The organism is Shinella fusca (assembly GCF_014203155.1).
GTDB classification, from domain to species: domain Bacteria; phylum Pseudomonadota; class Alphaproteobacteria; order Rhizobiales; family Rhizobiaceae; genus Shinella; species Shinella fusca.
In genome coordinates, this window is sequence record NZ_JACHIK010000001.1 from 337,117 (window position 1) to 358,456 (window position 21,340).

Annotated in this window: 20 protein-coding genes and 1 other RNA gene; 8 read left to right on the forward strand and 13 right to left on the reverse strand. The window is 66.4% G+C overall.

The annotated features are described in order from the left end of the window. Positions 1-38 precede the first annotated feature (38 nt). The 9 genes from HNQ66_RS01680 to HNQ66_RS01720 all read right to left on the reverse strand — a co-directional run bounded on the left by HNQ66_RS01680 (position 39) and on the right by HNQ66_RS01720 (position 8,145). Complete coding sequence (locus tag HNQ66_RS01680; RefSeq protein ID WP_184140197.1) at positions 39-1,787, reverse strand: peptidoglycan D,D-transpeptidase FtsI family protein; 1,749 nt, start codon at positions 1,785-1,787, stop codon at positions 39-41. Beyond that, positions 1,787-2,176 carry a cell division protein FtsL gene (ftsL, locus tag HNQ66_RS01685; RefSeq protein ID WP_184140199.1) on the reverse strand — a complete coding sequence of 130 codons (390 nt, stop codon included), beginning with the start codon at positions 2,174-2,176 and terminating at the stop codon, positions 1,787-1,789. Before ftsL ends, HNQ66_RS01680 begins: the two co-directional genes overlap by 1 nt. Positions 2,177-2,179: 3 nt before the next feature. Then, complete coding sequence (rsmH, locus tag HNQ66_RS01690; protein WP_184140201.1) at positions 2,180-3,205, reverse strand: 16S rRNA (cytosine(1402)-N(4))-methyltransferase RsmH; 1,026 nt, start codon at positions 3,203-3,205, stop codon at positions 2,180-2,182. Between the two features lie 14 nt (positions 3,206-3,219). Further along, a complete protein-coding gene (mraZ, locus tag HNQ66_RS01695) occupies positions 3,220-3,660 on the reverse strand; it encodes a division/cell wall cluster transcriptional repressor MraZ (RefSeq protein WP_184140203.1) in 441 nt (146 codons plus the stop codon). A gap of 421 nt (positions 3,661-4,081) precedes the next feature. Next, an RNA gene (gene rnpB / locus HNQ66_RS01700) (RNase P RNA component class A) lies at positions 4,082-4,477 on the reverse strand. 41 nt (positions 4,478-4,518) lie between these two features. Beyond that, positions 4,519-5,697, reverse strand: coding sequence for an NAD(P)/FAD-dependent oxidoreductase (locus tag HNQ66_RS01705; protein WP_184140205.1), 1,179 nt, complete (start codon positions 5,695-5,697; stop codon positions 4,519-4,521). Between the two features lie 125 nt (positions 5,698-5,822). Then, positions 5,823-6,476: a lytic transglycosylase domain-containing protein gene (locus HNQ66_RS01710; protein WP_380777863.1), complete on the reverse strand. Its 654-nt coding sequence runs from the start codon at positions 6,474-6,476 to the stop codon at positions 5,823-5,825. A gap of 224 nt (positions 6,477-6,700) precedes the next feature. Beyond that, entirely contained in the window at positions 6,701-7,465 is a 765-nt protein-coding gene (locus HNQ66_RS01715; RefSeq protein ID WP_184140207.1) for an N-acetylmuramoyl-L-alanine amidase, read from the reverse strand. Further along, positions 7,462-8,145, reverse strand: a complete 684-nt coding sequence (locus tag HNQ66_RS01720) for a TerB family tellurite resistance protein (protein ID WP_380777865.1) — start codon at positions 8,143-8,145, stop codon at positions 7,462-7,464. The genes HNQ66_RS01715 and HNQ66_RS01720 overlap by 4 nt, the downstream gene beginning before the upstream one ends. Positions 8,146-8,498: 353 nt before the next feature. Here HNQ66_RS01720 and HNQ66_RS01725 point away from each other — a divergent pair, with 353 nt between their 5' ends. The 3 genes from HNQ66_RS01725 (at position 8,499) to HNQ66_RS01735 (ending at position 11,465) form a co-directional block, all read left to right on the forward strand. Beyond that, positions 8,499-9,713 (forward strand): pyrophosphate--fructose-6-phosphate 1-phosphotransferase, encoded by a 1,215-nt coding sequence (locus HNQ66_RS01725; protein WP_184140211.1) that lies wholly within the window; start codon positions 8,499-8,501, stop codon positions 9,711-9,713. Positions 9,714-9,783: 70 nt separating this feature from the next. Beyond that, on the forward strand, positions 9,784-10,413 hold the full coding sequence (locus HNQ66_RS01730) for a LysE family translocator (protein WP_184140213.1): 630 nt from the start codon (positions 9,784-9,786) through the stop codon (positions 10,411-10,413). A gap of 131 nt (positions 10,414-10,544) precedes the next feature. After that, a complete protein-coding gene (locus HNQ66_RS01735; RefSeq protein WP_210308633.1) occupies positions 10,545-11,465 on the forward strand; it encodes a lytic transglycosylase domain-containing protein in 921 nt (306 codons plus the stop codon). Between the two features lie 19 nt (positions 11,466-11,484). Here the strand turns inward: HNQ66_RS01735 and HNQ66_RS01740 are convergent, their stop codons facing one another. Continuing rightward, positions 11,485-12,081: a GNAT family N-acetyltransferase gene (locus tag HNQ66_RS01740; RefSeq protein WP_184140214.1), complete on the reverse strand. Its 597-nt coding sequence runs from the start codon at positions 12,079-12,081 to the stop codon at positions 11,485-11,487. A gap of 74 nt (positions 12,082-12,155) precedes the next feature. On the opposite strand from HNQ66_RS01740, the gene HNQ66_RS01745 reads away from it, so the two are divergent. Next, on the forward strand, positions 12,156-12,557 hold the full coding sequence (locus tag HNQ66_RS01745) for a ketosteroid isomerase-related protein (protein ID WP_184140463.1): 402 nt from the start codon (positions 12,156-12,158) through the stop codon (positions 12,555-12,557). On the opposite strand, the gene HNQ66_RS01750 is transcribed toward HNQ66_RS01745, so the two are convergent. Beyond that, positions 12,542-13,948, reverse strand: a complete 1,407-nt coding sequence (locus tag HNQ66_RS01750) for a serine hydrolase domain-containing protein (protein ID WP_184140216.1) — start codon at positions 13,946-13,948, stop codon at positions 12,542-12,544. The genes HNQ66_RS01745 and HNQ66_RS01750 overlap by 16 nt on opposite strands. Positions 13,949-14,025: 77 nt before the next feature. Next, positions 14,026-15,561, reverse strand: a complete 1,536-nt coding sequence (locus tag HNQ66_RS01755) for a putative bifunctional diguanylate cyclase/phosphodiesterase (protein WP_184140218.1) — start codon at positions 15,559-15,561, stop codon at positions 14,026-14,028. Between the two features lie 248 nt (positions 15,562-15,809). Here HNQ66_RS01755 and HNQ66_RS01760 point away from each other — a divergent pair, with 248 nt between their 5' ends. The 4 genes from HNQ66_RS01760 to HNQ66_RS01775 all read left to right on the forward strand — a co-directional run bounded on the left by HNQ66_RS01760 (position 15,810) and on the right by HNQ66_RS01775 (position 19,965). Next, positions 15,810-16,481, forward strand: a complete 672-nt coding sequence (locus HNQ66_RS01760; RefSeq protein WP_184140220.1) for an outer membrane protein — start codon at positions 15,810-15,812, stop codon at positions 16,479-16,481. Between the two features lie 185 nt (positions 16,482-16,666). Then, positions 16,667-17,446: a glycoside hydrolase family 25 protein gene (locus HNQ66_RS01765; RefSeq protein ID WP_184140222.1), complete on the forward strand. Its 780-nt coding sequence runs from the start codon at positions 16,667-16,669 to the stop codon at positions 17,444-17,446. Positions 17,447-17,560: 114 nt separating this feature from the next. Further along, positions 17,561-18,757, forward strand: coding sequence for a lytic murein transglycosylase (locus HNQ66_RS01770; protein ID WP_184140224.1), 1,197 nt, complete (start codon positions 17,561-17,563; stop codon positions 18,755-18,757). 278 nt (positions 18,758-19,035) lie between these two features. Continuing rightward, positions 19,036-19,965, forward strand: a complete 930-nt coding sequence (locus HNQ66_RS01775) for a DMT family transporter (protein WP_246434103.1) — start codon at positions 19,036-19,038, stop codon at positions 19,963-19,965. 468 nt (positions 19,966-20,433) lie between these two features. Here the strand turns inward: HNQ66_RS01775 and metF are convergent, their stop codons facing one another. Continuing rightward, positions 20,434-21,339 carry a methylenetetrahydrofolate reductase [NAD(P)H] gene (gene metF / locus HNQ66_RS01780; RefSeq protein WP_184140226.1) on the reverse strand — a complete coding sequence of 302 codons (906 nt, stop codon included), beginning with the start codon at positions 21,337-21,339 and terminating at the stop codon, positions 20,434-20,436. Position 21,340: the final 1 nt, after the last annotated feature.

Here is a 21,340-nt window from a genome sequence, read left to right on the forward strand (position 1 = left end):
GCCGTTTCGCCTCCGAATCGGCGTCCCGTCTTCTCCGTTCAATAAGACACAAGCAAGGCAGAGCCGTCGTCACCGAATTTCGGCTTTACACCGAGAAGCGCGGCGGAACGGCGGATGATCTCGCCCACCATCGGGGCGGCGTTGCTGCCGGCGGTGCGCCCGCCGCCCTTGCCCGTCTGCGGGGCGTCGATGAAGGTCAGGACCACGTAATCGGGGTTGTCGATGGGGAAGCCCGAGACGAAGGCGTTGAAGTTGAGCGTGTTGGAATAACGCCCGTTCACCACCTTGTTGGCCGTGCCCGTCTTGCCGCCGACATTGAAGCCGGGAACGAGCGCGTTGCGGCCGGAGCCGTCGTTGCCGTTCAGCTTGTAGAGGTAGCGCATCGCGTCCACCGTCGACGGCTTGACGACCATCTTGGCGATCTCGTCGGCCTCCTCGCGGCTGCGCGGCAGGAAGGTCGGGTTGATGAGCTTGCCGCCGTTGAGGAGCGCGGCGGCGGCGACGGCCGTCTGCAGCGGCGTCGTCGAGACGCCGTGGCCGTAGGAGATGGTGATCGAGTTGATCTTCTTCCAGACGGCCGGCTGGCTCGGCGTCTTGACCTCGGGAAGCTCGGTTTCGAGCCGCGTCAGCAGGCCCATGCGGGTGAGGAATTCCTTGTGCCCCTCGATGCCGATGACGTCGGCCATCTTGGCCGTGCCGATATTGGAGGAATACTGGAAGATTTCCGGCACCGTCAGGACGCGGTGCTTGCCGTGGAAGTCGTGGATGGTGAAGCCGCCGATGCGGATGGGCTTGCTGGCGTCGAAGCTGTCGGTGAGCTTCACCTTGCCCGAATCGAGCGCCATGGCGAGCGTGAAGCTCTTGAAGGTCGAGCCCATCTCGAACGTACCGTTCGACATGCGGTTCAGCCAGCCCTCCTCGGCGCCTTCGGCCGGGTTGTTCGGGTCGAAGTCAGGGTAGGAGGCCATGCCGAGGACTTCGCCGGTATGCACGTTCAGCACCACGGCGCCGGCCGAGATGGCCTTGTACTTCTCCATGCCGTCCTTGACGACGTCGCGCACGATCGCCTGCACGCGAAGGTCGATGGAAAGGCGCACCGGCTCCAGCTTGGCGTCGCTCGTCATGCCGATGGCGGCAAGGTCGGCAAGGCCCTGGTTGTCGATGTAGCGCTCCATGCCGGAGATGCCGCGGTTGTCGATATTGACGTAGCCGACGATGTGCGAGGCGGTGGGGCCGCCCGGATAGAAGCGGCGCTTTTCCGGCCGGAAGCCGACGCCGGGAATGCCGAGCGCCAGGATGCGGCTCTGCTGCTTGGGCGTCAACTGGCGCTTCAGCCACTGGAAGCGGCTCTTGGAGGTGAGCTTGCGGTAGATGTCGCGCCGGTCGAGGTCCGGCAGCACGGTGGCGAGCATCTCGACGGCCTCGTCCGCGTCGACGATCCTGTTCGGCTCGGCATAGAGCGAGACGGTGCGGATGTCGGTGGCGAGGATCTCGCCGTTGCGGTCGACGATGTCCGGGCGCGAGGCCATCAGGCGGTCGGCCGGGCTGATCGAGGAAACGGTCTCGGGCGAGGCCATGCCGTACTGCACGAGGCGGCCGCCGATGACGGCATAGGCGACGCCGAAGCAGCAGATCATGACGGCGACGCGGCTGCGGGCCTGCGAGCCGGAGCGCTTGCGCGTGCCTTCGAAGGACTGGCCGCCGGCGCCGGCCGAACGGTTGTTGTTGCCGCCGGCGTTGAAGTGCGCCTTGCTCTTGACGACCATGATACGGGAAAGGAAGGACATCAGCGCGCCACCGATCCGGTCTGGATTGCATCCGTGCCCGAGGCGGGCGTCTTGGCCCTGGCGACCTTGTCGTCCTTCTCCGCGGGAAGCGCGGGCAGTTCGGCGACGGGCATCGGCAGCTCGTTCGGCTGGGCGAGCTGGGTCGATTCGGTCGGAACGAGCTTCAGGTCGCCCTCGAATATCTGCACGAGGCGCTCGAGCCGGTTCGGCTGGGTCGCCAGCGCCCAGTCGGCCTTCAGGAGGTCGATCGTGTCCTCCTCCAGCTTGATCTCGGCATCGAGCTTGCGCACCTCTTCGAGCTTGTTGTCGGCCTGGTGCTTGATCGAATAGGTGACGGTTGCTGCTGCGGTCATGACGGCGATCATCACGACATCAAGGGTACGGAACATCACTCAGCTTCCCATCTTCTCGAGGCCGGCAAGGTTGGGCAGGTTGAAAATGGACAGATCATCCGTCCCGGCGGGGGCGCTGGTGCGCTCGCCTGCTCTCAGCTTCGCGGATCGTGCGCGCGGGTTGACCGCGCTCTCCTCGTCGCCGGCGGCCACCATAGGGCGCCCGACTGGTGCGAAGGTTGCGGCGCGGTCGTGAACCTCCGGCAGGTGCCGGGAGCCCGCAGCCTTGCCGGAGCGATCCTGGAAGAATTTCTTGACGATGCGGTCCTCCAGCGAATGGAAGGAAACGACGACGAGCCGCCCGCCGGGCTTCAGCGCGCGCTCGGCGGCGATCAGCGCGCGGGCGAGCTCGCCGAGCTCGTCGTTGACGAAGACGCGCAGCGCCTGGAAGACGCGCGTTGCCGGATGGATCTTGTCCTTGGCCTTGCGCGGGGTCGTGAGCTCGATGAGGTTGGCGAGCTGCCGCGTCGTGGTGAAGGGCTCCTTCTCGCGCGCCTTCTCGATGGCCCGGGCGATGCGGCCGGCCTGCTTCTCCTCGCCGAGGAAGCCGAAGATGCGGGCAAGGTCGGAGACCTTCGCGCGGTTCACCACGTCGGCGGCCGAGACGCCGGAGGCGGACATGCGCATGTCGAGCGGGCCGTTCTTCTGGAAGGAGAAGCCGCGTTCCGCCTCGTCGATCTGCATGGAGGAGACGCCGATATCGAGCACGACGCCGTCGAGCCCGCCTGCGGGCGCGTGGTCGGCAAGATCGGAAAAGCGCGAATGGATGAGCGAAAGCCGGCCGCCGGAGGCCTTTACCAGCCCCTGCCCGCCTTCGATGGCCGTCGGGTCGCGGTCGAGCGCGATGACGTTGGCGCCGGCAGCCAGGATCGCCGACGTGTAGCCGCCGGCTCCGAACGTGCCGTCGAGGATGACGGCGCCGGGCCTCGGCGCGAGCGCCTCGATGACCTCGGAGAGAAGAACCGGAATGTGACGGACCGGTCCGCCATCGGCATCAGTAGAACCTCCGCCAAGATCCGCCGCCATTCCGATTCTCCGTCTTACTCCGAGCCCAGACCTCGCGTCCTGAACTCTTCCCGGGCAGCCGCCTGCGTGGCTAGGAATGTCTGCGGTGCCCAGAGCTGAAAATGATCCGCCCGACCGACAAAGGTCACGTCCGTCGTAATGCCCGTATAGTCCCGGATGAAATCCGTGACCGGCAGGCGTCCCTCCGAATCGAGCTTCATGAAGACGCCGCCCCCGTGAATGAGGAGCGACATCCGGTTGGCCTTCGGCGCAAAAGCGTCCTCGCTGGCGATCTGGCGCTCGAGACGATCGAGCAGATCCGGGCCGCCGACGCTGATGGCCGGAAACATGAAATCCTGGAAGCAATAAAGTTCCCGGATGTCCCGTTGCGACAGGACGGAACGGAATGCCGAGGGAACGGAAACCCTCCCCTTGGCATCTATCCTGTTCGTCGCATTGGACAGGAACCGGGTCATGACGCGATACAGCCGCTTCCCCCGCCGGGACGCTGTGCATCCGCCCCGACATAACCGACACAACACTGCGCCCGCAATCCAGCCTCGGCGCGGCGCAAAAGCGCCTCACCGTCCCCAGCCGGTCGACCTCAAAGGTTTGCGATGATCGGACGCTCATGCGTCCTCGTGCAGTGCGATTTTGGGATACCATGGGACCATATGGGCGTCAATGGGAAGAGACCTCGTCTCCCGTCTTCGGACCTCCAATCGTTTATAAGCCGTTAAGTTTAACAAAAGGTTAGGAAACGTCGTTCAACGCCTTGGATTTGCACGAGGCGGGACAGCGCCCGCGCGCAATTCGCCGTACTGCAAGGCGCGCGCGAACCCCAAGGAATTCAGCACCTTGGCGTGCCGCGAAAAAACTTCGCAAGGGAAGGAGATTTTTGCCAGTTGGCCTGTAAGCCGGGTTCTGTATGGCTCTGGCTTTCGCCGGAACGTGGCAGCCATTCATCTGGGACCGGACTTGCGCCCGGCCTCTTGCAACCCACCCGGATGACCGGCCCGGAAACAGGCTGGACCGCTTGCGCGGCCCGCGTCATCCCTATTCGGTTTTGCTCCCGGTGGGGTTTACCGTGCCGGCCCTGTCGCCAGGACCGCGGTGGGCTCTTACCCCACCCTTTCACCCTTACCTTCCAAGGAAGGCGGTTTGCTTTCTGTGGCACTTTCCCTGGGGTCACCCCCGCCGGACGTTATCCGGCACCGTGTTTCCGTGGAGCCCGGACTTTCCTCACCCTGCGGCCTTTCGACCCTTGCAAGGCGCGGCTGCCCGGCCAACTGGCAGGCGCTGCCTAGCCGATACCGACAGGAAAGACCAGAGCCTCAGCGAAAATGAACGGCGAAATCCGTCGCATAATCCGGCTCGTCGAGCCGGCCGCGAAGGAGAAGGTCCGCGCCGACGCGGCCGATCTCGTCAGAACTCTTCGCCGCCGCCCCGTTGCCGCCGGTCATGAGCGCGATGCGCTCGCCCTCCACGAAGCCGGCATAGGGATAGCCGTGCACCGTATAGGTCGTCACGCACGGAACGGAGACGAGGCGCACCGGGTCGAGGCCCGGAATGGAACGGGCGAGCAGCCGCTTCAGATGGGCCACCGCCCCCGGGTCGCCCTGCCCACGGAACCAGTCGCGGATCGCCTGCTCCTCGTCGAGCTCGATCTCCGTCGGATCGCCGCCGATCTTGAGATAGGAATGCCCGTCCGGGTAAACGATAGGCGGCAGGAAATAGAAATGGTCCGAAGGATCGCCGCTCTCGTCGATCCACGAAGGCATGCCGGAAAAGGCCTCCGCCTGCCCGGGCGTCAACTGCGCCAGCACGACCGTCCGCGCCTTGACGACCAGCGCCGGCACCTTCGGCAGGAGCCCCGGCGCCCGCGAGAAGCCGCCGGTCGCAACGAGCACGCGCCCGCCGGTGACCGAACCGCCGGATCCGAGCGCAACGGTCGCGCGGTCGCCGGTTTCCGTCACGGAAAGCGCCTCGTCGAGGATCGGCACGCCGCCGGCCTTTTCCAGGCAGGCGACCTGCGCGGCGACCAGCTTGCGCGGATCGACATAGCCCGCCCCCTTCGCCTCGAAGACGCCGGAGGAGGTTTCCGGCAGCGCGAACCAGGGAAAGCGGCGACCAAGCTCCGCCCGGCCGAGCAGGGGCGCATCGAGCCCGTAGCGCTTTGCGACGGCCTCCACCGAGCCGATGAAGGCGCCGCCGGACGCCCCGCTGATCAGGCACCCGGTCTCGCCGTAGAAGGCGATGCCGCTCTCGGCCTCGATTTCGCGATAGCGGGCGATGGAGCGGTTGGCGAGCAGCGCCCAGTCGGGATCGTTGTCGATCGTGCGGGTGATGCGGCCGCTGTCGTAATGGCTGGCGAAGACGCCGTCATGCGCCTGCCAGTCGGCCGGCTCCCCGCGCCCGACGAGCGCCACCGAGGCGCCCGTGCGCGAAAGATGCCGCGCCGCCGCGGCCCCCATCATGCCCCTGCCGACGACGACGAAATCGAAATGCCGCATCCTGTCCTCCTCACCTGTCGTCCCTGCCAATAGCATGGCGGGATGCCGATTCCAGCCTGCGAAAAGTCGCCTCAGGACCGATCGACATTCAGTTCAGGCCGGATTGGGCTGAATGGCGATCGGTCCTAGTCGATGAGGGCCTGCACCTTGCCGCAATAGCGCTTGGAGACCGGGTTCATGCGCCGTGCGCCGTGGCCGGCATTGTACTTGAGGATGGTGCTGCAGGTCGTGCCGTCGCCGAGGTCCTGCGCCATGGCGAGGTATTTCATGCCGAACTTGATGTTGGTCTCCGGATCGTAGAGCCCCTTGGCGCTGCCGCGATAGCCCATCATGCGCGCCGTCGCCGGCTTGATCTGCATGAGGCCGATCTCCCCGGCGCTGCCGCGCGCCCGCGGATTGAAATTGCTCTCGACGCGGACGACCGCATGGGCAAGGTCGACCGGCACGCCGTAGGCCTTGGCATAGGACTGGATGAGGCCCGAATAGCCGGCGACCTTCACGCCCTCCTTCAGCGGGTTCTCGGCCTTCGGATAGCCGGTGGTGCTCCTGAACGTCTGCAGCGAGCCGGTGATGATGCCGTCCTTGTCGATCACCGCCTTGCGCTTGTGGCGCTTGGCCGCCGTCTTGTGGGCTTTCGCCTTGCCCTTCGCCTTGGCCTGGAACAGGGGGCGGGTCTTCTCCGTTTGGGTCTTGTGGCCGGACGCCGCATGCGCCATGCCGGCGGAAAAAACGGACGCGCAAAGGCAGGCCGCGCCGAGGGCGGCAAGAAGTCTTCTCATGTAGTTCCAGTCTCCAATGGGCGCAAAGGCTAAGCCCTGGCGCGCAGCGTCCTCCGCCGCGCGCCTTGCGCAAAAGTCGTGATCCTCGTTGAGTGCGATCAGGCCCTGACCGCATGCTGCGCTGCAACGAACGCAGAGGGAAAGAACATGCCCATTCGGGTCAGGGTGTGGCGGAGCGGTAAACTTCCGTTACAGCCGGTAACAATTCCGGGAAATCGCCCTTGTCAGGCGGCCAGCCGCGGCAGGGCGGAAAGCAGCCGGTGCAGCGTGTCGATGGTGGAGAAATCGGCGATGCCGTCCACCCGCTCGGGCCGGAAATGCCGCTGGAAGGCGGCGACCGCTCCTTCCGTCTTTTCCGAATAATTCCCATCGATTTCAACGCCGTAACCATAGAGCGACAGCATGGTCTGGAGCGCTTCGACGGGCTGGCCCGCATCCCCCCGCTGGAAGAAGCGCCCGCCCGTGACCGGCGACGGCGCGACCCAGTGCCCGACGCCCTTCTCATGGAGCCGGCCCCAGGGGAACTTTTCGCCCGGATCGACCTTGCGGACGGGGGCCACGTCGGAGTGCGCAAGCATCCGTTCGGGGGCAATGCCCCACCTTCCGCCACAATCGAGACAAAGTTCGACGACCGCCGCGATCTGCGCGTCGGGGAAATCCGGCAGCCCGCCGGGATGGCCGGCATTGGCGATCTCGATGCCGATGGAGGCGGAGTTGATGTCCGTCTCGCCCTTCCAGAAGCTCTTTCCGGCGTGCCAGGCGCGATCCGTCTCGCGGACGAGCTGCTCGATACGCCCGTCCTCATGCACGAAGTAATGGCAGGAGACCTGGCTTTCCGGCGCACGGAGCCATTTCAGCGCGCCGTCGGCCGTTTCCATGCCGGTGTAATGCAGGAGGATGATATCCGGGGACCGCCCGCCCGCCCGTTCGCCGAAATTCGGCGACGGCGCGGCGGTCGCACCGGAATAGTCGCAGACAAATGCGCTCATGCGGCGCAGCGTTCCTTCTCGATCGCCTCGAAGGCGGCGTTGAGCGCGGCCATGCGGTCGTTCGCGATCCGGTGGAACTCGGCCGGCACGCCGCGCGCCACCAGCCTGTCGGGATGGTTCTCCGAGGCGAGCACGCGGTAGCGCTTGCGGATCTCGGAAAAATCGTCGCTCGGCTTGACGCCCAGCACCTTGTAGGGGTCGCGCCCGCTGAGATGGACGTGCCGCGCGGTGATCTGCTCGAAGCGCTCCTCGGCCATGCCGAAGATCTCCGCCACGCGGGAAAGGAAGGCCATCTCGTTCTCGTGGATCACGCCGTCCGCCTTGGCGATGTGGAACAGGCCGTCGACGATGTCTTCCAGGATCGGGCAGTTCTTCTCGCAGGAGACGCACAGCGCCCGCATCTTCTCCGCGTAGGCCTCGAAGCCGGCGACGTCCTGGCGGGCGAGGTTGTAGAGCCGGGCGACATTGGCCGCCTGGTCGTCGGGATACTTGAAGATGTCCTTGAAGGCATCGACCTCGGCGGCCGTCACCACGCCGTCGGCCTTCGCCATCTTGGCCGAAAGCGCGATCATGGCGACGGAAAAGGCCACCTGCCGGCGCGTCTCCGCGTCGCCCTCGAAAAGGGTGCGCACGGCCTCCACCACGCCGGACAGCACATTGCTGGCGGCCTCAGTGACCATGCCGACGAGGCGATCCCACACGGCACCGATGAAACAGGTTCTCGAATTCTGGAACATAAGGTGATCTTGATCAGACAATTGCAGGGAAAGCAAGGCAGAAAACATGCCATGACAAAATTTTGATGCCCCTCAATAAGTGGATGCATCCGAAGCGGAGATACCGGATTTTCGCCGGAAAGGCATAGAAGTCAAAACGTCACGGAGTGCGGATAAGTTCGCCGCGCCGTTCCCCTCAAAGGGATTCTGCGCTAGGAGCAACTCCAGCAAAAGTGTGGAGCGGTTTTGCGTGCGGAGATGCGCAGACGAAGACCGCAACGGCACCCATCGAGACGTGCTGAAGCCGAGGAGGAATTATGGCCAAGCAGAAAGTCGCAATGCTGACCGCCGGCGGGCTCGCCCCCTGCCTGTCGTCCGCGGTCGGAGGCCTCATCGAACGCTACAGCGACGTCGCGCCGGAGATCGAGCTCGTCGCCTATCGCTCGGGCTACCAGGGCCTGCTGCTTGCCGACCGCATCGACATCACCAAGGAGATGCGCGAGAAGGCCCCCCTCCTCCATCGCTACGGCGGCTCGCCCATCGGCAACAGCCGCGTGAAGCTGACGAACGCGGCCGACTGCGTGAAGCGCGGCCTCGTCAAGGAAGGCGAGAACCCGCTGCGCGTGGCGGCCGAGCGCCTTGCCAAGGACGGCATCACCATCCTCCACACGATCGGCGGCGACGACACCAACACGACGGCCGCCGACCTTGCCGCCTATCTCGGCGCGAACGGCTACAACCTCACCGTCGTCGGCCTGCCGAAGACCGTCGACAACGACGTCGTGCCGATCCGCCAGTCGCTCGGCGCCTGGACGGCGGCCGAAGTCGGCGCCGGCTTCTTCGACCATGTCAGCAACGAGCAGAGCGCGGCGCCCAAAACCCTCGTCGTGCACGAGGTCATGGGCCGCCATTGCGGCTGGCTCACCGCGGCCACCGCCCGCGCCTATATCCAGAAGACCAGCGGCAACGAATATGTCGACGGCTTCATGATGAACAAGCAATTGAAGAACATCGACGGCCTCTACCTGCCGGAGATGGACTTCAACCTCGAAGGCGAGGCCGAGCGCCTGAAGGCCGTCATGGACCGCACCGGCTTCGTCACGCTGTTCGTCTCGGAAGGCGCCTGCCTCGACGCCATCGTGGCGGAACGGGAAGCGGCCGGCGAGACCGTCAAGCGCGACGCCTTCGGCCATGTGAAGATCGACACGATCAATGTCGGCAACTGGTTCTCCAAGCAGTTCGCGGCCCTTCTCGGCGCCGAGCGCTCCATGGTGCAGAAATCGGGCTACTACGCCCGCTCGGCCCCGGCCAACCGCGACGACCTCCGCCTCATCCAGAGCATGACCGACCTTGCCGTCGAAAGCGCGCTGAACAAGGTCTCCGGCGTCACCGGCCACGACGAGGCGCAGGGCGGCAAGCTGCGCACCATCGAGTTCCCGCGCATCAAGGGCGGCAAGCATTTCGACACCTCGGCGAAATGGTTCGGCGAGGTGATGGACGCCATCGGCCAGAAATGGAAGCCGGCCGGCTGAAATATCCCGCTTGACGGCGTGAAATCGCAATGGCTTGCTCCCCGGACCGCACTCGATCCGGGGAGTTTTCATGTCGCTCGACCACTGGCTTGCCTTCGCCGCCGCCTCCGCCGTCATGCTGGCCATTCCCGGCCCGACGATCCTCCTCGTCATCTCCTATGCGCTCGGCCACGGCCGCAAGGCGGCGGGTGCCACGGTCGCCGGCGTCGCGCTCGGCGACTTCACTGCCATGACCGCCTCCATGCTCGGCCTCGGCGCGCTGCTCGCCACCTCCGCCGCGATCTTCACCGTGCTGAAATGGGCGGGCGCGGCCTATCTTGTCTGGCTCGGCATCAAGCTGTGGCGTGCGCCCGTCTCGCTCGGTGCCGAGGGCGAGGCGCCGACGGAGGGAAAGCCCTTCCGCATCTTCGCCCACGCCTATGTGGTGACGGCTCTCAACCCCAAGAGCATCGTCTTCTTCGTCGCCTTCCTGCCGCAGTTCCTCGACGTGTCGCAGCCCGTCCTGCCGCAGATGGCGATCTTCGAGGCCACCTTCCTCGCGCTCGGCTCGCTGAACGCGCTCTTCTATGCGCTCCTCGCCTCCGCGGCGCGCAAGACCATCCGCAAGCCCTCCGTCCAGAAGGTGGTCAACCGCGCCGGCGGCACGCTGCTGATCGGCGCCGGACTGCTGACGATCGGCCTCAAGCGGGCCGCCGCCTGAGGCATGGCGAAGCCTGCGGGTTGCCGCCCGGCGCCCGATCGGCTATGAGCGGGGCACGGCCACGGCCGATTGATTTGCAAAGCCGGGGCGTTTCGGCGCCCCCGCATCCCGGCAAACCGAGAGCGACGACCATGGCATATTCCCCCGTTCACCGTCTTGCCGCGCTGGCCTGCGCGGGCCTTCTGGCCTCCGTCGCCGGCTGCGCGAGCGTTGCCGAGGACACGGCGACGGCAAGGACGACGGTGACGCCCGCCACGGCGCAAACCCCCGCCGCCACGGACCTCGCGGCCGCCGACGGCACCGTGACGGAAGTCGCCTACGCCGTGCTGCCCGTCGCCAAGCCGGGCACGGAGAACACGCCCGACGCCCTGCCGATGGCGGTCGCCTCGCTGGACGACGCCGCCGTTCCTGTCTCCGCCCTTGCCGAAGCCAGGCCCGTCTCGGACGCGGCCGCCGCCACGGCGGCGCTCGCCGGCAATTCGGGCGATGCGGCAAGCCCGGTCGCCGCGGCGGCGCAGTCCTACGACACGGTGAGCGGCGTCTCCTACATGGAGCCCGGCTTCGACACCGGCGAGCCGGAAGGCCTCGAGCAGCTCGTCGCCACCCACAAGATCGTGCCGATCGCCAAGCCGGCGCTTCTCAGCAATGCGGTGCTGACCACCCGCACGGGCCTCGTCCCGCAGCAGGCCTTCACCAGGTCGGGCACGCCGATCGACGGCCTCATCACCAAATACGCCGCGATCTACGGCATTCCCGAATCGCTCCTGCATCGGGTCGTCAAGCGCGAGAGCCGCTACAATCCCAAGGCCTATAACAACGGCCACTACGGCCTGATGCAGATCAAGTACGCGACGGCCAAGAGCATGGGCTTCGACGGCCCGGCCGAAGGCCTGTTCGACGCCGAGACGAACATCAAGTATGCCGGCAAGTACCTGCGCGGCGCCTGGCTGGTGGCCGACGACAAGAACGACGGCGCCGTCCGCCTCTACGCCGCCGGCTATTACTACCACGCCAAGCGCAAGGGCCTGCTCGACGAGACGGGCCTGCGGTAAGCGCTCTTCGCGCCACTCCTCATCCGCCTGCCGGCACGCGTTTCAGCCAGAACGACATGGGCTTTCCGCTCTCGCCCGCCTCTCCGATATCCTGCCATTCCAGCACCGTGCGCAGGTCCGCGCGGTGCTCGTATCCGCGCTTGCCCCAGAAATCGTCGAGCGGCGCGTAACCGGCGGGCCGGAGCGGATGGTCCTTCGGGCGCTCCACCGCGCAGAAGGCGCACCAGTCGAAGCGGCCGAGGCGGCGCGCATAGGCCTCGCGCTCCTCGAAGAAGCGCACGCCGAGCCCCCTGCCCCGATATTGCGCCAGCAGCACGGATTCGCCGAAATAGAACACGCCCGCAGGGTCGATCCCGGCCGCGACGAAGGGCGCCCTGAAGACGTCCGGCGCATCCGCCATCGGTACACCCGTCGAGGCGCCCACGATGCGCGTCCCGTCGAGCGCCAGCACGAAGAGGCTTTCCGGCGACTGCGCGTAGGTGCGAAGGTAGGAGACCTCGTAGTCCTCGCTGCCCTCGTAGAGATAGGGAAAGGCGCGGAAGACCTCGGTGCGCAGGCGCGCGAGGTCCGCGACATAGGGCGTCACGGCTTGTCCATGGACGGTCTTGATCTGCATATCCGTGAATGTTCCCAAAGGCTTGAACAATGCTATAAGGGCTGCGCCCGTAGGACAACGATATGAGGGATGAGATGCCGGCAAAAGAGACGATCCGCGCCTATTACGATGCTTTCAACAGGCAGGACATGGAGGCCTTCTTCGATCTCTTGCACGACGACGTCGTCCACGACATCAACCAGGGCGGCCGCCAGGTCGGCAAGGACGCCTTCCGCACCTTCATGGAACACATGAACCGCTCCTACCGCGAGACGCTGACCGACATCGTCATCATGGCGAACGACGACGGCACGCGCGGGGCGGCCGAATTTATCGTCAACGGCCAGTACCTCGCCACCGACGAGGGCCTGCCGGAAGCGAACGGCCAGACCTATGTGCTGCCCGCCGGCGCCTTCTTCGAGATCCGCGACGGCAAGGTCGCGCGTATCTCCAACACCTACAATCTCAACGACTGGATCGCTCAGGTCGGCGCCTGACCGGCCGTCGCCTTCGAGGCGTCCATCGCATCGAGGATGCGCTTCACCAGCGGTTGGGGCCGGTAGCCGAGTTTCGACGGCGTCAGCCCCAGCCGGATCACCGCCAGCCCTTGCGAGGGAACGACGGCGACCGACTGGCCGTCATGCCCGAGCAGCCAGAAGGCATCCTCCGGCAGGCCGTAATCGGCATCGCTCTTTTCGCCCGGCCCCTGCGTCCAGGTCTGCATATGGCTGTAGACGCCGCCGGAAGCCTCGGTGGGCGCCGCCATCGCCCCGACGAACCCCTCCGGCAGCAGCCGGCTTCCCTTCCACACGCCGTCCTGAAGCAGGAGCAGCGCGAAGCGCGCCCAGTCGCGTGCGCTCGCATACATATAGGAGGAGCCGACGAAGATGCCGGTCTCGTCCGGCTCCATGACCGCGCTCGCCATGCCGAGCGGCGCGAAGAGCCCGCGCGCCGGGAAGGAGAGCGCCTGCACGCGCCCGCCGAGCGCGCCCATCCAAAGGCGCGACAGCAGCACGGCCGTGCCGCTGGAATAGTTGAACGTTTCACCCGGATTGGTCTCGAGCGGCAGCGAGAGGACGAAGCGCGTCATGTCCGGCTCGAGGAAGAGCATGCGCGTGACGTCGGTGACGGTGCCGTAGTCCTCGTTGAAGGCAAGCCCGCTCTCCATCGCCAGAAGCTGCGCCAGCGTGATGCGCGAACGCGCGTCCCCGCTCCATTCGGGAAAGAGCCCGGCCATGTCCGGCGAAAGCGCGCCGGCCGCAAGCAGCCTGCCGATGAGCGCCGCATTCACCGACTTCGTCATCGACCAGCCGAGGAGCGGCGTTTGCGCCGAAAAGCCCTCGTCGTAGCGCTCCGCGACGATGCGGCCGTCCTTGACCACGACGATCGCCCGCATGCCCGGGCCGGCGAGCGCGGGATCGGCGAGCGCCGCGGCAAGCCGCGCGTCCGGCGTCACCGCCTTCCCGTCCGGCCAGAGGACGGCGGGATCGCCCGCCGGGATTTTCGGCAGGGGAACGTCCGACACGGCCTGCCGCGCGGCGCGGAAATCGCCGTCCGGCACGCCGGAGCAGCCGAAACCCTCGTGCCACACGGCATAGCCGGGCGCGAAGATGCCGAAGAGATGGGTCGTGACGGTCTTTTCCGTGTAGTCGACCGTTTGTCCCATGAACCGGAGAAGCGGATGGCCGGGCGCCTGCACGTCCTCGGCCAGCACCCTGTCGGCATTACGGCCGGAAACGAAGACGCTGGAGCAGACGATCTTGGCCGCATAGGCCGAGCCGACGCTGAAGAGCGCGGGCGGCGATACGATGAGCCAGCTTGCCCCGACGACCAGGACAAGGGCGAGGACGGAAAGCGCCCAAGCGGCCAGCCTGTAGAATCGTCTCATTGCGGCCTCTCCTTCGAGTCCCGGAGACAATCAGGAATCCGCCGTGATGAAAAGGCCTTTCGCATCCGCGCAAGGCCTCAGGCGGAAAGCCGGTTTTCGGCCTGCGCCAGCAGGGCAGACGCATCGGAGGCAGAGACCGGCGGGCAGATCAGGTCGCCCTGCACCTCGCATGTCCCGTGCTGCCGCAGGAAATCGAGCTGGCCTTCCGTCTCGATGCCCACCACCGTCGCCGTCATCTGGAATGCCCGGGCGAGCCGCAGGAGGATGCCCGTAAGATCGCCGTCGCGGGCGTTCTCCGCCATCGTCCGGGCAAGCGCGCGGTCGATCTTCAGCCCGTCGACGGGCAAGGCCCGCAGGCTCTCGATGGCGGACGGGCCGGCACCGAACCCCTCGAGCACGATCCGTACGCCGCGGGCGCCGAGCGCCCCGAGCGTTTCGCGAACGGCCGCATCGGCAAGGAAGACCGCCTCGCGCACCTCCACCGTCAGCCGCCCCGGCGCAAGGCCGCTCTCGCCAAGGCATTCGGCGACGTGGTCGACGAAGGCACGGTCCCGGAGTTGGTCGCCGGCGACGTTGACGGCGATGCCGGTCGGCGCCGGCCAGCCGGCCGCGACCCGGCAGGCCTCCCGCAGCGCCCAGTTGCCGAGCGGCCGGATGAGGCCGGCCTTCTCCGCGATCGGCAGGAAGGCGCCGGGCAGCAGCACGCCCCGCTCCGGGTGGCGCCAGCGCAGCAACGCCTCGAAGGCGCGCACCGCGCGGCTCTCGATGCCGACGATCGGCTGGTATTCGAGGAAGAATTCGCCGGCCGGAAGCCCCCGGGCGATATCCCCGGCAAGCGCCGTGCGGGCGGCATTCTCCGCCGCGAGCGCCGCATCGAAGAAGCGCACGCCGCCCGGCGCGCCCTTGGCGGCGTAAAGCGCGATATCGGCCCGCTTGACGAGCTCGGACATCGTGGTGTCGCCCGCCTCCAGGAAGGTGACGCCGATGCTGCAGCCGCTCGCAATGCGCGCCTGCCTCAGCTCGAACGGTTCGGCAAGGAGCGCGCGGATGGCGCGGCAGGCATCCTCCACCTTGCCCGTCGACGGCGCGCCCGGGATCGTCACCACGAATTCATCGCCGCCGAGGCGGTAGACCTTGCCCGTCGTGCGCAGCGCCTGCGTGAGGCGCGCGGCGAGCGCCGCCAGAAGCTGGTCGCCGGCATCGTGCCCGAGGCTGTCGTTGACGGCCTTGAAGCGGTCGAGATCGAGAAGCAGCAGCGCCGGGCGGCTTTCGGCGGCGCCCGCCCGCAGGAGATCGCGGATATCCCGCTCCAGGCAGAAGCGGTTGGCAAGCCCGGTCAGCCGGTCGTGGTAAAGCCCCCGCACCAGCCGCTCCTCGCGCTTGCGCCGTCGGCGCAGTTCGGCGAGAAGGAGCGCCCTTTGCCGTCCCAGCCGGTAGAAGCCCATGCCGAAGATCGGCGCGAGCGCAAGCGCCGCCGCGGCGGAGGCGGAAAAACCGAGGGTGTCTGCCCCGGCATAGGTGCTGAGAATGTGATGGGCGGCAAGGCAGGCGGCGGGCAGGAAGGCTCCGAAGACCGCTCCCGCGAGCGCAGGATGCCGGCCGGTCCCCGGCAACGAGGTTTTCAACATCATGTAACCCTAAACCGTTGTTATCATGACAACAGGGTGCTTCGGCCACCACGGCCTGAGGGTGTTCTAGCGGACAAAGGATGACAGAGTGTTAAGCGTCCCTTGGCATCCGCACCCCAAGAAATAAGGGGAGGCTTCTTTTTCGGGAACCGCGGCCCGCCTGGTGCGTTGGAGCCATTGTTGTCATTCGCGCGCGGGGCTTCGCGCGAGTATCGAGCGGGAAGGACCATTCCATGAAATCCATGATCTTCGGTGCCGCCGGCATCCTCTTGAGCGCCAGTGCAATTCCGGCATTTTCGGCCGACATGGCCGTAGCCGAACCGCCGGTGGAAACCCCGATCACCGAGGTGGCGGGGGTTTACGACTGGGGCGGCTTCTATGTCGGCGTGAACACGGGCTACGCCTGGACGGGCGTGGACTATTCCGCGGGCGGCGCCTCCCTTGTCGACCGTGACCTGAACGGCTTCGCCCTTGGCGGCTATGCAGGCTACAATTTCTTCAACGACGGCTGGGTCTACGGCGTTGAAGCCGATATCAAGCGCGACTTCAACGACGAGCGCTTCGATGCCGGCGCCGGCACGACGCTGGAGACGGAAACGACCTGGGGCGGCTCGGTGCGCGCGCGCATCGGCTATGCCATCGACCGTACCCTGATCTACGGCACCGGCGGCTACGCCTTCACCCATGCGAAGCTGAACAACGTCACGACCGGCGCGAGCGAGGGCGAAACCCTGCACGGCTGGACGATCGGCGCCGGCGTTGAGCACGCCTTCACCGACAATGTGGCGGGGCGTGTCGAGTACCGCTATTCCGACTACAGCAAATCGGACGTCTTCGGCGCCGCCGGGCTCGATGGCGATATCGATTCGCACGCCATCATGGTCGGCGTCAGCATGAAGTTCTGACGCCGCGGCGGACCGAACGCAACGGGCGGTGCCGACGCGCCGCCCGTTCTTCTGCGCGCTTAACGTCCCGCTAACCGTAATTTTACGAAAAGGCGCGATAGATCGAAGGCCCCGTCACGCGTGTCCCTCTTTACGGCCCGCCCCTTTCGAGGCAGGCTTCATAAACACGCAACAACGGGACACTCATGCGTCGGCTCATTCCGGCTCTCCTGCCTCTCGCGCTCCTTGCGACCTCCTGCTCGACCACCGATTACGATCTGGTGTCGACGGCTTCGCTGCCGCGTTTCAAGGACAAGGATCCGCAGGATTTCGGCGCGCGCAGCCCGCACCGCCACCAGGTGCACGGCATCGACGTGTCCAAGTGGAACGGCGACATCGACTGGCAGACGGTGAAGAAGAGCGGCGTCACCTTCGCCTTCCTGAAGGCGACGGAAGGCACGGACCGCCTCGACAGCCGCTTTGCCGACTATTGGCGCGGCGCGCGCGCCGCCGGCCTCGCCCACGCACCCTATCACTTCTATTACTTCTGCTCGACGGCGGATGCGCAGGCCGACTGGTTCATCGCCAACGTGCCGAAGGAGGCCGTGCAGCTTCCCCCCGTGCTGGACGCCGAATGGAACCCCGCCTCGCCGACCTGCAAGCTGCGGCCGCCGGCAGACGAGGTGCGCACCGCGCTCAAGCGCTTCATGGACCGCCTCGAAGCCCATTACGGCAAGCGGCCGATCATCTATACGACGGTCGACTTCCACCGCGACAACCTCGTCGGCTATTTCGACGATTACCATTTCTGGCTGCGCTCGGTCGCCAACCATCCGGAGAACATCTATCCGGCGCGCAAATGGGCGTTCTGGCAATATACCTCGACGGGCGTGGTGCCCGGCGTTGCCGGCGAACACACGGACATCAACGTCTTTGCCGGCTCGGCGAAGAACTGGAACGCCTGGGTCGCTTCCGTTTCCCGCTGACGGCCGACTTTTTGCGGTGCAGGGCCGGCTTGCACGCCAGGCTTGCCTTTTTCTTCTTGCTTCCGTCACATTCATCTGAGACAGCCGGGCGGACAACGGATCCAGGAGAACGAGATGCGGCAGAACCTTACGACGACACTGGCAGCGGGCCTTGCGGCTTTCCTTCTCGCCGGCGGCGCGCAGGCCCAGACGGCCCCCGCCTGCGGCGGCGACCTTGCCACCTTCCTCGAAGGCGTGAAGGCCGAGGTGCAGACGCTCGGCGTTTCCGCCGAGGTGGCCGACCGGGCGCTCGCCGGTGCGGCGATCGACCAGAAGGTGCTCTCGCGTGACCGCGCCCAGGGCGTCTTCCGCCAGACCTTCCTCGAATTCTCCAAGCGCACCGTCAGCCAGGCCCGCCTCGACATCGGCCGCAAGAAGCTGAAGGACCTCGCGCCGGTCTTCGCCCGCGCCGAGCAGGAATTCGGCGTGCCCGGCCAGGTGATCGCCGCCTTCTGGGCGATGGAAACCGACTTCGGCGCCGTGCAGGGCGATTTCAACACCCGCAACGCCCTCGTCACGCTCTCGCACGATTGCCGCCGGCCGGAAATCTTCCGCCCGCAGCTTCTCGCCGCCATCGAGATGGTCGGCCATGGCGACCTCGACCCGAACGGCACGACGGGCGCCTGGGCCGGCGAGATCGGCCAGGTGCAGATGCTGCCGCGCGACATCATCGCCTACGGCGTCGACGGCGACGGCGACGGCCATATCGACGTGAAGAAGAGTTCGCCCGACGCCATCCTGACCGCCGCCAAGTTCATCCAGCATCTCGGCTTCGTGAAGGGCCAGCCGTGGATACAGGAAGTCTCCGTGCCGGACGTCATGCCCTTCGAGAAGACCGGCCTGCAGCCAGGCATGAAGGCCGCCGACTGGTTCGCCCTCGGCGTCAAGCCGCGCGACGGCGACACCTCCTTCGGCAACCTCGAAGCCTCGCTGGTGCTGCCGCAGGGCCGCAAGGGCCCGGCCTTCATCACCTATCCGAACTTCAACGTCTATCTCGAATGGAACCAGTCGTTCATCTACACGACCTCGGCCGCCTATTTCGCCACCCGCCTTGCCGGCGCCCCGCCCTATGAGCGCGGCAACCCGGAGGAAGGCCTTTCCGACGAGGCCATGAAGCAGCTCCAGACCAAGCTGCAGGCGCGCGGCCACGACATCGGCAAGATCGACGGCATCCTCGGTTCCGGCACCCGCGCGGCGATCCAGAAGGAACAGCTCCGCCTCGGCATGCCCGCCGACGGCTGGGCCACGCAGGCCCTGCTCGCCGCGCTCTGATCGGGCGCGGACGATCGGGCTTCAAGACCCTCTCTGCCTGCCGGCATCTCCCCCACAAGGGGAGAGAACGCTGGAGGCTTGCTCTTCCTTCCCATTTTTCCGTAACGGGGCGGCGGGTTAAGTCCCTCCCCCTTGTGGGGAGGGATTTAGGGAGGGGACTTCAATCCCATCGAAATCGGGTGGCCGCCCGCTGCCCGTTGCGCTAGGAATGCCCCGACCTTGAAGCGGCGCATCCCGAATGCCGGGCCGGCCGCTTTTCCCATGCCTTGAGGAAACACATGGAACAGCCGGCAGCATCGACGCGCATGAGCGCGGCAACCTGGGGCCTGCTCGCGCTGCTCGGCATGATCTGGGGCGGCTCGTTCTTCTTCGCGCGCGTCGCGGTCGGCCATGTGCCGCCGGCGACGCTGGTGCTGCTGCGCGTCGGCATCGCCGCGCTTGCCCTCCACGCCTATATCGCCGGCCGCTTCGACATCTATGCGACGCTGCGGGGCCGCTGGCGCGAATTCCTGCTGCTCGGCCTCCTCAACAACGCCGTGCCGCACATGCTGATCTTCCTCGGCCAGACGCAGATCGGCGCGGGCCTCGCCTCCATCCTCAACGCGACGACGCCCATCTTCACCGTCCTCATCGCCAACCGCATGACGGTGGACGAAAAGCTCTCGCCGCAGAAGATCGCCGGCTGCCTCATCGGCCTTCTCGGCACCGCCGTGCTGATCGGCCCCCGGGCGCTCGCCCCCTTCACCGGCGCGGGCGGCCCGCCGCTCTGGGCCGTCGTCCTGCCGGTGCTCGCCGCCGTCTCCTACGGTTTCGCCGCGACCTACGGCAAGCGCTTCCGCGGCGTGACGCCGCCCGTCATCGCTAGCGGCCAGCTCACGGCCTCCACGCTCCTGATGCTGCCCGTCTCGCTTACGCTCGATTCGCCCTGGCAGATCCCCCTGCCGCCGCTCTCAGTGATCCTCGCCGTGCTGGCGCTGGCCCTCCTCTCCACCGCCTACGGCTATATCCTCTTCTTCCGGATCATGGCGGTCGCCGGCGCCACCAATACCTCGCTCGTCACCCTGCTCGTGCCGCCGAGCGCGATTCTCGCCGGCATGCTCTTCCTCGGCGAACGGCTGACGCCGCTCGGCCTCCTCGGCATGGCGCTGGTGCTTTTCGGCCTCGTCGTGCTCGACGGACGCGTTTTTTCCCGCTTGCGCAAGCGCTGAGAGCGCCGGGAACAAAGCGGCCTTCCCGCCGTTTCATGGCAATGCCTCGGATTGCGAGGTCGCCTTCGAGCAGCATGGTAAATGAACAATGTCTGCACTCGTCATCCGTTAGGGATTGTGAATTTTTTGTGGCGCGCAAAATAAAGGAGGAAATTCAGCAGGTTAACATTGTGAATAACCGTCCGGCCGCGGCCGGATGTTGCAACGCAGCAACAAAACGCCTTTCCAACACGCTTTTTTCGGTCGTAATATCGGATCGTAAACGCAAGGAGGTAAGCCATGGGACTCACACATTCCTTGAATGTTCTGATGATCAGTGCAGCGTTCCTCTTCATCGCAACGATGATCTTCATCTGAGGCGATCAAGCGAAAAGAAAGGTCAGGGAGAAGCACAAACCCTGCCGAAACCCATTCAGGAATGCATGGCCCCGGAAACGGCGCCATGCATTTTCATTTCGGGGGAAGCCTTCAGGCCGCGGCGCCCGCCGCAGCGGCACGGTCGATCCGGGCAAAGCCGGCGCCGTCGCACACCGCCGACACCAGCGCCGCGCGGTTCATCGTATAGAAGTGGAACTCGCTGACGCCGCGGGCGACAAGGTCCTCCACCTGGCGGATCGCCAGCTCCACCGCCACGGCGGCGCGCTCCTGCGGCCGGTCGTCTACGGGGGCGAGCCTCTCGGCCAGCCAGCCCGGCACGGAAGCGCCGCACATGCCGGCGAATTTCTGCACCTGCGCGAGGTTGTGCACCGGCAGGATGCCCGGCACGACGGGAATGGTGATGCCAGCCTTGCGCACCCGCTCCAGGTAGCGCTCGAAATCGTCGTTCTCGAAGAAGAACTGGGTGAGCGCGCGCGTGGCGCCCGCATCCACCTTGCGCTTCAGCATGTCGATATCGGCCGCCACGTCCGGGCTCTGCGGATGCTTTTCCGGATAGGCGGAAACGGAGACCTCGAAATCGGCGATGCCGCGCAGGCCTGCGACAAGTTCGGCGGCATTGGCATAGCCGCCCGGGAAGGGCCTGTAGGCCGTGCCGACGCCCTCCGGCGGATCGCCGCGCAGCGCGACGAAATGGCGGACCCCGGCGGCGCGGAAATCCGCGACGACGGCATCGACCTCCGCCTTCGTCGCGCCGACGCAGGTCAGGTGCGAGGCGGCCGGAAGGCCCATGGCGAGAAGGTGGCGCACGGTGGAAAGCGTCGGCGCCTTGGTGGAGCCGCCGGCCCCGTAGGTGACCGACATGAAGCCCGGCGCATAGGCCGAAAGCGCGGCGGCCGTTTCCCAGAGCTGGCCTTCGGCTTCCGCCGTCTTCGGCGGAAAAAACTCGAAGGACAGGCGGATGTCCTTGCGGGCTGGGCTGGCGGTCGCCTGCTTCATG